Origin of the sequence: Chryseobacterium sp. 2TAF14, from assembly GCF_052115105.1 — a bacterium.
Lineage (GTDB): Bacteria > Bacteroidota > Bacteroidia > Flavobacteriales > Weeksellaceae > Chryseobacterium.
Genome location: NZ_JBFRGA010000137.1, coordinates 1 through 12,120, shown reverse-complemented (window position 1 = coordinate 12,120; position 12,120 = coordinate 1). Strand labels below are relative to the sequence as shown.

Sequence of the window (12,120 nt, the reverse complement as noted above, 5' to 3'; positions counted from 1 at the left end):
GCTTTAGTATTGTGTTTTATTTAAAAAAAATGAATTTTTATTATTATTATTTGTTAAATTAGCTCTTTAATTTAAAATTATAACAAGTATGAAAAGATTATTACTCTTAGGTCTATTTTTAATAGGCACATTTATGAATGCTCAGATCACCTTGGGATCGGGAACAACAACGAATCCTTACCCTATTGCCTCTAACTGGGGATACAATTATACCYAGCAGATTATTTCCAAAACAAAAATTAATGCAGCGGCGGGTCCGGGAAATATTACAGGACTGAAGTTTTATCTTCCTGCCACTGCTAATCTTGACAAATCTAATCAATGGACTGTGTATGTAGGTCATACTTCATTAACCGCTTTTGCAGGAACAGCCGCTACAAACTGGATTCCGGTTTCTTCAATGACCCAGGTTTTCTCAGGAACAATTACCAATAACGCCGGTGTAGTTGAGATCACTTTTACTGCACCTTTTGCGTATAATAATACTGATAATCTTGTGGTTGCGGTGCATGAAAATACTCCTGATTTTAATTCCTATTCTGATTATTTTTATGGTTCAGACTCTGAAGTTCCGAACAGCAGTATGTATTATAGAAATGATAATGTAGATATTAATCCTGCTTCTCCAATTGCAGCAGATGGTCGCAATCAATTATTATCTAATATAACTTTAATGGGACTAACTTTAAACCCGGTTCCTTTATGTCCTTCAGTGGTTAACCCTACAGTTGGGCAAATGAATGTTCCAGCAAGACCAACCTTTACATGGAATGTTGTAAATGGGGCACAAGGATACCTATTGAGTATAGGAACTTCCGCAGGAGCAACCAATATTCTTAATAATTTTGATGTAGGAAGCGTTACTTCTTATACGCTTACCGCTGCACAACAGCTTAGCCCGCTTACACAATATTTTTATACTATTAAAGCTTATAACGGAGCCAATGTTTCTGCTGGATGTACTGAAAGAAATTTTACAACATCATCAGTTCCACCTCCGGCAAATGACGATTGTGCAGGTGCAATTGCTTTAACAGTAAATGCTGATCTTAACTGTGCTATAAAAACTGCCGGAAATACAACGGGAGCAAGTCAATCTATGGCTGCAGGAGTTTGCTCCGGAACACCGGACGATGATGTTTGGTATTCATTTGTTGCAACAGCTACTTCACATGTAATTGCTCTTTCTGATGTTGTAGCTACAGTAGGTACTTCTACAGATATGTACTTCCAGGTTTTAAGCGGAACATGCGGAACTTCAACAAGTTTATTATGCTCAGACCCAGATACAGGTACAGTATCAGGTTTAACGGTAGGGCAGACTTACTACATTCGAGTGTATAATTATTATGGTTCCGGATATAATAATAGTTTCAAAATTTGTGTAGGAACTCCATCTCCACCTCCGGCAAATGACGATTGTACAGGAGCAATTGCTTTGACAGTAAATGCAGATCTTAACTGTGCTGTAAAAACTGCAGGAAATACAACGGGAGCAAGCCAATCTATGGCTGCAGGAGCTTGCTCTGGAACACCGGACGATGATGTTTGGTATTCATTTATAGCAACAGCTACTTCACATGTAATTGCACTTTCTGATGTGGTAGCTACAGTAGGTACTTCTACAGATATGTATTTCCAGGTTTTAAGCGGAACATGCGGAACTTCAACAAGTCTATTGTGTTCTGACCCGGATACAGGTACAGTATCAGGTTTAACGGTAGGCCAGACTTACTACATCCGAGTGTATAATTATTATGGCTCCGGATATAATGATAGTTTCAAAATTTGTGTAGGAACTCCACCTCCACCTCCCGCAAACGACGGTTGCGGTACAGCAACAACAGTAGCTTCATTACCTTATACTTTCACTCAAAATGATGGTTCAGCGGCAACTAATAATGGTAGCTTTATTAGTGCTTGTTCTGGAACTTCCGGTATGAATGACGGGGTTTGGTATACTTTTACAGGTGATGGTACAAGTACAACAATAAAGGTAGAAAATACAACAGCGTGGGATGTTGAAATAGGAGTGTATACAGGTTCTTGTGGCTCATTTACCTGTGTAGATTCTGTAGATGATTATGGTAGTACTGTCAATAATGTTGAAACATTAACGTTTAATACAACAGCAGGGACAACATATTATGTTAATATTGGTCATTATGATGGCTCTACAGATTATTCGGAAGGCAGTTTTAAAATATCTATTTCCAGCGTAGCATCTCCTGCTTTAGCAACTAATGAGGTGAAGGCTGATGAAAATAACATCAAAGCTTATCCAAATCCATTTACTGATGTTTTGAATATTTCAGATGTTTCAAATGTGAAATTTATTTCTGTAGTAGATGTATCAGGTAAATTGGTGAAAACCTTTGATAAACCAGAGTTTGCACTTAATTTAAGAGAATTAAATTCAGGAATGTATTTGGTTGTTCTGAATATGAAAGACGGTTCTAAGCAAACCATTAAAGCAATTAAAAAATAATTTATTTTAAAATTTCTTATAACGAGAGACCAGTCAGCTGAACGGTCTCTTTTTTATTTTATCTTGGAAATCAATAAAAAAAGACTCTCCATCAGGAAAGTCTTTTATTTTTTTAATTGTCGGGTTTCACAGGCTGTAAATCTCCTGTATTCATCCCTGAAAAAACGCCGGGAAAGAATGTGACGAGTATAAAGTAAACAATAACCATCAATACAATTAAAGAGAATAAAATTACAACCGTAATGTGCGGTTTGTTTTTCTTTTGTGGTTCCATGATTCTGAAATTTGGTTAATAGATCAATTTGTATAAAATCTACTAAGCCAATTTCTTGCCACACTGTTTGCAATACCTTGCATCGTCATCAATATCTTCATTTCCGCAACGGTCACAGATCAGTTCCAGGTTCTGTCTTTTATTTCTCATTTCTGCCGTCACAATTCCTGTAGGAACAGCAATGATGGAATAACCCGCAAGCATCAGAACAACTGCGAAAAATTTCCCCATCGGAGTGATAGGTGAAACATCGCCATAACCTACCGTTGTTACCGTAACTACAGCCCAGTAAATAGATTGAGGTATCGTTTCAAAGCCCGGTCTTCCGCCTTCCACCATAAACATCAGGGAACCTACTATTACAGAAAATATAATTAAAAATAAAAGGAAAATATAGATTTTTCTTGAGCTGTTTCTTAATGCACGTACAATAACAGAGCCGTCATTCATAAAATCTAAAAGATTGAAAACCCTGAAAACACGAAGCATTCTGAGCATTCTGAAAATCAGAAAATATTTGGTGACAGGAAAAAAGAAGCTCAGGTAAAACGGAACTAAAGATAAAAAATCAATAACTCCAAAGAAGCTGAAAATATAATGCTTCTTATTTTTTAAAACTGCAATTCTTAACCAGTATTCTACAGTGAAAAACACAGAAATGATCCATTCGGAAATGATGAAATAGACGTGATATTTTTTATCAAGCTTTGGCACGCTCTCCATCATAATAATGAAAGTGCTTATTAAAATAAGCAATAAAAGCGCAATATCAAACAGTTTACCGAGTTTCGTATCTGATCGGTAAATAACACGGTACAAAAACCGTTTCCAAAGCTTATCTCCCGGAACAAGATTGTGCTCTCTTTCCATGATGTGTTTTTTTATTTTAACTAAATTATAACTAATTTCGTGACAAACTTACAGAATAAAATGACAATAAAAGAAGTAATTTCTATTATAGAACAACATATTGCAATGCCACAGGCGGAAGATTTTGATAATGTAGGGCTTTTGTGCGGAATTCCGGATCGTCATGTGAGTGGAGTTTTGGTGTGTCATGACGCTTTGGAAAATATTGTACAGGAAGCGGTTACTAAAAATTGTAATCTTGTCGTATGCTTTCATCCTATCATTTTTTCAGGTTTAAAATCTCTTACCGGTAAAAATTACGTGGAAAGAGCGGTTTTAAAAGCCATTGAAAATAAAGTTGCCATTTACGCCATTCATACAGCTTTTGATAATGATTATTTCGGAGTAAATGCCGGAATTTGCAATGCTTTAGGGTTGAAAAATTTAAAAATACTTCAGCCTAAAAAAAATAATTTAAAGCAACTGACGGTTTATGTTCCAAACGATTATTCCGAACAGGTAAAAGAAGCACTCTTTTCGGCGGGCGCAGGAAATATTGGTTTCTATGATGAATGCAGCTTTACAATTGAAGGAAGCGGAACATTCAGGCCAATTGAAGGTTCAAATCCTTTTTCAGGACAGCAGAATGTGAGAGAAAATGCAGACGAAAATATGATTTCTGTAATTTTTGAAGCGTATAAGCAAAACCAGATCATTGCAGCAATGAAAAATGCGCATCCTTACGAAGAAGTGGCGCATCAGATTTATTCTTTAGATAATGAAAATCAATATTCAGGATTAGGAATGTATGGCGAATTTGATGAGGAAATGGATGAAAAAGATTTTCTGAAATTTATTAAAGATAAATTCAATGTTGAGATTATTAAGCATTCAGGTTTTACAGAGAAGAAAATAAAAAGAGTAGGAGTTTTGGGCGGTTCCGGAGCCAGCGGAATAAGATCTGCGCTTGCAAAAAAATGCGATGCGTATATTACCGGTGATCTCAAATATCATGATTATTTTCAGGCAGAATCTAAAATATTGCTTTGCGATGTAGGGCATTATGAATCAGAACAATGGGTTGCCCAACAATTATTTGAAATTTTATCACAAAAAATTAGTACATTTGCAATCTTAAAATCTAGCGAAAAAACAAACCCAGTAAATTATTTCCTTTAGATATGGCAAATTTAACAGATATTTCAGTTGAAGAAAAATTAAGAGCTTTATATGATTTACAGATCATTGATTCAAGATTAGACGAAATCCGTAACACAAGAGGAGAATTGCCAATCGAAGTTGAAGATCTTGAGATTGAAATTGAAGGTCTTGAAACAAGAGCTGAGAAATTTCATGCAGATATTAAAGAACAGAATGATCAGATCAATACCAAAAATGAGGTGATCAACCATGCAAAAACGCTTATTGATAAATATAAATCTCAACAAGATAACGTAAGAAACAATAAAGAATTTGAAGCTTTAGGAAAGGAGATAGAATATCAGGAACTTGAAATTCAGCTTTCTGAAAAAAGAATCAGAGAATTTGGAGCTAAAATTTCTCATAAAGAAGAAACTTTAAATGAGTTAACTGCAAAAATCGATGATTTGAAAAGCCACCTTAAATTCAAAAAAGAAGAATTGGAAGGTCTTATCTCTGAAACGCAGAAAGAGGAAGAATATCTTCTTGAAAAATCTAAAGAATTTGCTTCTAAAATCGACGAAAGATTGTTGGCTTCTTACAACAGAATCAGAACAAGCTCTTCTACAGGTTTAGCAGTTGTAGGTCTTGAAAGAGGTGCTCCTAAAGGATCATTCTTTACAATTCCTCCTCAAAAGCAAATGGAAATCGCTCAGAGAAAGAAAATTATTATTGATGAGCATTCAGGGAAAATCCTTGTTGATGACGAGTTGGTAATGGAAGAAACTGAAAAAATGAAATCTGTAATTAAATTTTAATTATACATTTTTACTAAAAATATAAAGCTGTCTCAAATTTTGAGGCAGCTTTTTTTATGCTAATTCCGAAAGTTAGTGATAATTTAAATTCCCCTCCTTTGGAGGGGTGGCGAAAATTTCAAAGAAATTTTTGACGGGGTGATTTGTTTTATGAATAGATAGTTTTAAAAATTATAAAATCTAAATTCATTACAATAAAAAAGGCCGCTTCTCATCAGAAACGGCTCCATTTTATATTATTCATGATGCTCATACATCTTATTATACAAATCAATAAACTTCTCTTTAATAGCTTTCCTTTTCAGCTTTAAAGTAGGCGTTAAAAGCCCGCCTTCAATCCCCCAGACTTCTGGTGTCAGTTCAATCTTCTTGATTCTTTCCCAGTTTCCAAGATGCTCATTAATGTCATCAATCTCTTTTTCTATTCTTGCTTTCAATTCTGGGCTTTTTGCAATCTCTTGCGGAGTTGTACCAATGCTTAAATTATTTCTCATGGCCCAGCTTTTGGCAAATTCAAAATCAGGTTGTACCAAAGCTGTAGGCATTTTTTCGCCGTCACCAACAACCATAATCTGTTCTATAAATTTCGAAGCTTTAGCTAGATTTTCAATCGTTTGCGGAGCAATATATTTTCCTCCAGAAGTTTTAAACATCTCCTTTTTACGGTCGGTAATCTGTAAATAGCCTTCGCTGTCGATGTGGCCGATGTCTCCGGTTTTGAAAAATCCGTCTTCTGTAAATACTTCTTTGGTCTGCTCTTCATTTTTAAAATAACTTTTAAAAACAGAAGGTCCTTTTACGGTAATTTCACCGTCTTCCTGAATTTTCACTGTTAAATTATCCAGCGGATGACCTACGGTTCCCACTTTCATTTTTCCGAAAGAGTTTACCGAAATTACTGGTGAAGTTTCAGTTAAGCCGTAACCTTCCAGAATCGGAATCCCTGCGTTTTGGAACATCAGATTTAATCTTTTAGACAAAGCTGCCGATCCTGAAACTAACGTGATTATTTCACCGCCCAAACCTTCTCTCCACTTTTTGAAAACTAATTTATCGGCAATAATTTCAAACAATCCCGAAGGTTTCGAAACTTCCTTCTTTTTTTGGATAATATCTAATGCCCAGAAGAAAATTTTCTGTTTGATTCCACCTGCAGAAGAGCCGGTTGCGTAAATTTTATCATACACTTTTTCTACCAAACGAGGTACAACGCTCATGTAATGCGGCTTCACTTCTTTTACGTTTTCTCCCATTTTTTCGATGCTTTCGGCAAACCAGATCGAAAAACCGTTGTACTGGAAAAGATAAAACAGCATCCTCTCAAAAATATGGCAGATCGGCAGGAAGCTTAAAACTCGTGTATCCTTATAATCCAGACTTTTTCTTTTTGGAATTCTCGGAATTGAGCCTAAAACATTGGAAACAATATTTTCGTGAGTCAGCATTACTCCTTTAGGTTTTCCTGTTGTTCCGGAAGTGTAAATTAATGTAGCCAAATCTTGTGTATTGATCGCTTTTGAAAGATCTTCAACTTCAATTTGTGTAGAAACATATCGCTTTGGGGTAGATGTTCTAAAGCATAGTGAGGTATATCGAATAATCTTTTGATTGCCATAATTTTTCAAATAATAGTTAGGATTTTAAATATAAGAATTTTTTTTAACTGACGAAATAGGTTCTTATTGTTTAGAATTTAATAAAATGTATGCCCTAATATTTTTAATAATTCAAATTAAAATAATATCTTCTGAATAATTATAAATCTGCCTGAAACCTTGATTAACTCCCAATTAATGAATCTGTTTTCAGATTTAGTTAAAAAGTGTAAATTAGCCACCATATAATAGAAAATTTTTATGGACTTTAATTTATCAGAAGAACAGCTGATGATTCAGCAGGCAGCAAGAGATTTTGCACAAAACGAACTTTTACCGGAAGTTATCGAAAGAGATCGTGACCAGAAGTTTCCGGCTGAGCAAGTGAAGAAAATGGGAGAGATGGGGCTTTTAGGAATGATGGTTGATCCAAAATACGGCGGAGCAGGAATGGACAGCGTTTCTTACGTTTTGGCAATGGAAGAGATTGCAAAAATTGATGCTTCTGCTGCTGTGGTAATGTCTGTAAACAACTCTTTGGTTTGCGCAGGTCTTGAAAAATTTGCTTCTGAAGAGCAAAAAGTAAAATATCTTACGCCTTTAGCAAGCGGACAAGTAATCGGAGCTTTTGCTTTATCTGAGCCTGAAGCCGGTTCTGATGCAACTTCTCAGAAAACAACGGCTGAAGATAAAGGAGATTACTACTTATTAAACGGTATCAAAAACTGGATCACAAATGGTGGAACGGCTACTTATTATATCGTGATCGCACAAACTGATCCTGAGAAAAAGCATAAAGGAATCAATGCGTTTATCGTTGAAAGAGGTTGGGAAGGTTTCGAAATCGGAACAAAAGAAGATAAATTAGGAATCAGAGGAAGTGATACGCATTCTTTGATCTTCAACAACGTAAAAGTACCAAAAGAAAACAGAATAGGCGAAGACGGTTTCGGATTCAACTTTGCGATGGCTGTTTTGAACGGTGGTAGAATCGGTATTGCTTCTCAGGCTTTAGGTATTGCTTCGGGAGCTTACGAACTGGCTTTGAAATATGCTAAAACAAGAAAAGCTTTCAAAACTGAAATTATCAATCACCAGGCGATTGCTTTCAAATTGGCAGATATGGCAACTCAGATTACAGCTGCAAGAATGCTTTGCTTTAAGGCAGCTTGCGAAAAAGATGCCGGAAAAGATATTTCTGAAAGCGGAGCAATGGCAAAATTATACGCTTCTCAGGTTGCGATGGATACTACAATTGAAGCAGTACAGATTCACGGTGGATACGGATATGTAAAAGAATATCACGTAGAAAGAATGATGCGTGATGCAAAAATCACCCAGATCTATGAAGGAACTTCTGAAATCCAGAAAATTGTGATTTCAAGAAGTATTTCAAAATAATTAAAAACATCAAACACTATCTTATGAAAAAATCTTTGTGGATTACGATAGGAGTCGTTTTGCTTCTCGTAGGAGTTTTTGTCTGGTACAAGTTTTTCTTCGTTTTCGGAGAAGGCGTAAAATCCGGATATTTGAATTATGCCATCAAAAAAGGCTATGTTTTTAAAACTTATGAAGGCAAATTGATTCAGGAAGGTTTCGGAAGAGGTAAAACAGGAACCATTACAAGCTATGAATTTGAATTTTCTGTATCTGATCCCGAAGTTTTCAGGCAATTGGAACTCAACAGCGGTAAAACTTTTGACCTTCACTATAAAGAATACAAAGGTGCTCTTCCGTGGAGAGGAAATACAAGATATGTTGTAGATAAGATAGTAAACATGAAATAACAGAAAAGGCTCTCAAATCGAGAGCCTTTTCTTTTACACCAAATCATAATAATAAAATTATGAAGCGATAAATTTAAAAGGAAAAACTGAAACTTCACATTTTTTTCTTTTAAATTTTCTTAAAATTTTTAAATAATTTTAGTTTGGCTGATTTCCAGAGGGTTTGTTGTTCTTTTTTTTGTAGAAATAATACCCAATTCCGGCAATTACAAAAAGTGGCCAAAGCGGAAGGAGAAATAAGAAAATTGAGGTAATTACATCCCATCCGGAAGATACTGCTGCCAAAGATTTTGCGCCGAATGTTTCAGGTTTGTCTTTTACCAAAGCACTTTCCGGGCTTCCGTATAATGTAATTTCCATATCGCATAAGGTGTTGTTTACAAAATCCTGCCCGTTTACATCGATTCCTTTATTTTCCACATTCCCGATATTGAAGCTCAGATCGTCCATCAGGTAATCAAATTTCTGAATAGGGACTTTTACTTTCAGGTAAGCAATTTTAGTGTCGTTGTTATTAAGAGATGTGTTTTCACTTTTTACAAATCCGTCGTATTTTTTTACTAATTCTTTTACGGTTTCTCTTGCGGTTTCTGCGTCGTTTACATTCAGTTCCAGGATTCCGGTTTTCAGCATTCTGTTCTGTGAAATTTTTTCTGCTTGCTTTGGCTTGTCTTTGTAAACAATTTTCGTTTCTTTAATAACTTTCGGAGCGGGAACATTTACAACGATTTTTTGGAGAGAATCTTTTTTCTCAGATTTAGATTCCAACTTCATGCTGCTTATTTTTTCAGAAAGAGAATCGATGCTTTTTGAAGTTTCCTCCATTTTTTGAACCGCTTCGCTTTTTGTGTTTTCAAAATCTTTAATTTTAATACTTGCAGAGTCAAATACAGCTTCTGCTTCTTTATTAACAGAACTGATTTTCTCACCGACATTTGCAACAGCACTGTCTGCGCTGCTAATTGCATTTTCAAATTGAGGCTGCGTTGCTTCACCTTTCTTACACATTATAAATACACTTGATACTCCAACTAATACAATGAACTTTTTCATAAGATTATTTTTTTTTGTTGGAGTAAAATTAGGAGTGGATTTTCAGTAGTATTTGTAAAAGAAATGTATGATTTTGGTAAAATTTTATAATATTGAAAACCAGTTAATTGTAAATTAATTGTAAGGTGTTTACAAATAATTTCGTTAAATGTTAAAAATGTTAAAAGAAAATATTCATTGGAAATATAATAATAATTACCTTTGCTTTTTAAGACTTTCGTAATGAAGATCTTTATATGTTGCATTTGATGATGATGTAAATTATTTTAAATGTAAAAACATATTTTAAATATTAATTAAAAAGTAAATAACTATATGAAAAAACAACTACTTGTGATGGGAATATTTCTTATTTCCAATGTTTTTTTAGCGCAGACAAGCCGATTATGGAAGGAAACGTCTCAAAAAACCAATTCGGAAATATTTGAGAATAAGACCAATATTATTAAACCAAGAATTTATAATCTTGATTTTGATAATTTAAAAAACGCATTGGCGAAAGCACCTAAAAGTTTTTCTGCTAAAGGAAAATCAGATGTTATCGTTTCTTTTCCTAATTCTGATGGGGTACTTAAAAGTTTTAAAGTAAGAGAAAACTCAAACTTTGATCCTGAATTGGCAGCAAAATATCCGGATATTCAATCTTATTTAGGAGTAGGTCTTGAAGATCCTAGTTCTACCGTTTACTTTAGTGTTTCGCCATTGGGATTATCTTCAATGGAGATTTACGGAGATAAGTCTGCCGTTTTTATCGAACCATATACAAAAGATCTTTCAACGTATGTAGTTTATAAAAAATCTGATAGAAAAGGAAATTTAGATAAGTTTGAATGTACTGTACTTGATGTTGCCCAAAAAGGTGTTGATAACTCAAATCTTACCGCAAGACCAAATGCTGATGACGGCAAACTAAGAACTTTCAGACTGGCTCTGTCTTGTACAGGTGAATATACCACTTATTTTGGCGGAACTGTAGCAGGAGCATTAGCGGCAATGAACAATACCATGACCCGTGTAAACGGAGTTTTTGAAAAAGATTTTTCGGCTAGAATGATTATCATTGCGAATAATAATAACGTTATTTATACGAATGCAACTACAGACCCTTATTCTCCAGCTGCTCAAATGGGTAACTGGAATGCTCAACTGCAAAATACTTTGACTGCTACAATCGGAGAGGCAAACTACGATATTGGTCACTTGTTTGGAGCTACCGGAGGAGGTGGAAATGCAGGATGTATTGGCTGTGTTTGTACAAATGGATCAAAAGGAAGCGGATATACTTCTCCGGCAAATGGGATTCCGTCGGGTGATACTTTCGATATTGATTATGTAGCACACGAAATGGGGCATCAATTCGGGGGAAATCATACATTTTCAATGAACTTGGAAGGAGCCGGTGTAAATATGGAACCAGGTTCCGGATCTACAATAATGGCATATGCGGGTATTACAAATCAAAATGTTCAAATGAATTCCGAYCCATATTTCCATGCTATAAGTATTCAGCAAATTACCAATAATATTAAAACTAAAACCTGCCCGGTCACGACCAATACAGGCAATACTATTCCTACAGCAGATGCAGGATCAGATTATATCATTCCTAAAGGAACTCCGTTTGTACTTACAGGAGCAGGAACTGATGGTGACGGTGATGCTTTAACTTATATTTGGGAACAAATGGATAATGCTGTTACCGGGCAAACGGGAGCAAATTCTGCAGCAACTGCAACGAAAGCATCGGGTCCTACTTTCAGATCATACACTCCAAAAGCAGTTCCGATCAGATATTTTCCATCATTAGACAGAGTGCTTTTAGGAGCAACTACAGCCTCAAGTCCTGTCGGTACAGCTTCACCTATTGTTGTAGAAGCTTTGTCAAATGTTGCAAGAACTTATAATTTCAGATTTACAACCCGTGATAACAGAGCGGGAGGCTCAGGAAATAACTCAGATGATATGGTTGTTACAGTAAATGCAGGTGCAGGTCCGTTTACAGTAACTTCACAAAATACTGCAGGAGTTGTGTGGACTGAAGGACAATCTTATGCGATCACCTGGAATGTTGCCAATACTACTGCTGCTCCTGTAAGTACACCTAATGTAACAA

10 protein-coding genes are annotated in these 12,120 nt (G+C 35.4%); 6 read left to right on the top strand and 4 right to left on the bottom strand.

Annotated features, from left to right (window positions below; all coding sequences use genetic code 11):
• Positions 1 to 88 precede the first annotated feature (88 nt).
• The gene (locus tag AB4Y90_RS13055) at positions 89 to 2,488 is read left to right on the top strand and encodes a T9SS type A sorting domain-containing protein (RefSeq protein WP_441558004.1); all 2,400 of its coding nucleotides are present in this window, start codon (positions 89 to 91) and stop codon (positions 2,486 to 2,488) included.
• A gap of 112 nt (positions 2,489 to 2,600) precedes the next feature.
• Here AB4Y90_RS13055 and AB4Y90_RS13050 read toward each other — a convergent pair whose 3' ends face one another.
• Entirely contained in the window at positions 2,601 to 2,762 is a 162-nt protein-coding gene (locus AB4Y90_RS13050; RefSeq protein WP_441558003.1) for a hypothetical protein, read from the bottom strand.
• Positions 2,763 to 2,804: 42 nt separating this feature from the next.
• Positions 2,805 to 3,632, bottom strand: a complete 828-nt coding sequence (locus AB4Y90_RS13045) for an ion transporter (protein ID WP_441558002.1) — start codon at positions 3,630 to 3,632, stop codon at positions 2,805 to 2,807.
• Between the two features lie 60 nt (positions 3,633 to 3,692).
• On the opposite strand from AB4Y90_RS13045, the gene AB4Y90_RS13040 reads away from it, so the two are divergent.
• On the top strand, positions 3,693 to 4,790 hold the full coding sequence (locus AB4Y90_RS13040) for a Nif3-like dinuclear metal center hexameric protein (RefSeq protein ID WP_441558001.1): 1,098 nt from the start codon (positions 3,693 to 3,695) through the stop codon (positions 4,788 to 4,790).
• A gap of 2 nt (positions 4,791 to 4,792) precedes the next feature.
• Positions 4,793 to 5,569 (top strand): zinc ribbon domain-containing protein, encoded by a 777-nt coding sequence (locus tag AB4Y90_RS13035; RefSeq protein ID WP_441558000.1) that lies wholly within the window; start codon positions 4,793 to 4,795, stop codon positions 5,567 to 5,569.
• 236 nt (positions 5,570 to 5,805) lie between these two features.
• On the opposite strand, the gene AB4Y90_RS13030 is transcribed toward AB4Y90_RS13035, so the two are convergent.
• A complete protein-coding gene (locus tag AB4Y90_RS13030) occupies positions 5,806 to 7,170 on the bottom strand; it encodes an AMP-dependent synthetase/ligase (protein ID WP_441558005.1) in 1,365 nt (454 codons plus the stop codon).
• A 255-nt stretch (positions 7,171 to 7,425) separates the two neighbouring features.
• Here AB4Y90_RS13030 and AB4Y90_RS13025 point away from each other — a divergent pair, with 255 nt between their 5' ends.
• Positions 7,426 to 8,565, top strand: a complete 1,140-nt coding sequence (locus AB4Y90_RS13025; RefSeq protein ID WP_441557999.1) for an acyl-CoA dehydrogenase — start codon at positions 7,426 to 7,428, stop codon at positions 8,563 to 8,565.
• Between the two features lie 23 nt (positions 8,566 to 8,588).
• Complete coding sequence (locus tag AB4Y90_RS13020) at positions 8,589 to 8,954, top strand: hypothetical protein (RefSeq protein WP_441557998.1); 366 nt, start codon at positions 8,589 to 8,591, stop codon at positions 8,952 to 8,954.
• 138 nt (positions 8,955 to 9,092) lie between these two features.
• Here the strand turns inward: AB4Y90_RS13020 and AB4Y90_RS13015 are convergent, their stop codons facing one another.
• Positions 9,093 to 10,007 (bottom strand): DUF4349 domain-containing protein, encoded by a 915-nt coding sequence (locus AB4Y90_RS13015; protein ID WP_441557997.1) that lies wholly within the window; start codon positions 10,005 to 10,007, stop codon positions 9,093 to 9,095.
• A 315-nt stretch (positions 10,008 to 10,322) separates the two neighbouring features.
• On the opposite strand from AB4Y90_RS13015, the gene AB4Y90_RS13010 reads away from it, so the two are divergent.
• Positions 10,323 to 12,120: reprolysin-like metallopeptidase (locus AB4Y90_RS13010; protein ID WP_441557996.1), on the top strand; the 1,798-nt coding region annotated here is incomplete at its 3' end.

Excerpts from the sequence above, each read along its gene's own strand:
- AB4Y90_RS13035 (WP_441558000.1), top strand. The coding sequence starts at position 4,793 with ATGGCAAATTTAACAGATATTTCAGTTGAAGAAAAATTAAGAGCTTTA.
- AB4Y90_RS13040 (WP_441558001.1), top strand. The coding sequence starts at position 3,693 with ATGACAATAAAAGAAGTAATTTCTATTATAGAACAACATATTGCAATG.
- AB4Y90_RS13020 (WP_441557998.1), top strand. The coding sequence starts at position 8,589 with ATGAAAAAATCTTTGTGGATTACGATAGGAGTCGTTTTGCTTCTCGTA.
- AB4Y90_RS13025 (WP_441557999.1), top strand. The coding sequence starts at position 7,426 with ATGGACTTTAATTTATCAGAAGAACAGCTGATGATTCAGCAGGCAGCA.
- AB4Y90_RS13045 (WP_441558002.1), bottom strand. The coding sequence starts at position 3,632 with ATGGAAAGAGAGCACAATCTTGTTCCGGGAGATAAGCTTTGGAAACGG.
- AB4Y90_RS13015 (WP_441557997.1), bottom strand. The coding sequence starts at position 10,007 with ATGAAAAAGTTCATTGTATTAGTTGGAGTATCAAGTGTATTTATAATG.
- AB4Y90_RS13050 (WP_441558003.1), bottom strand. The coding sequence starts at position 2,762 with ATGGAACCACAAAAGAAAAACAAACCGCACATTACGGTTGTAATTTTA.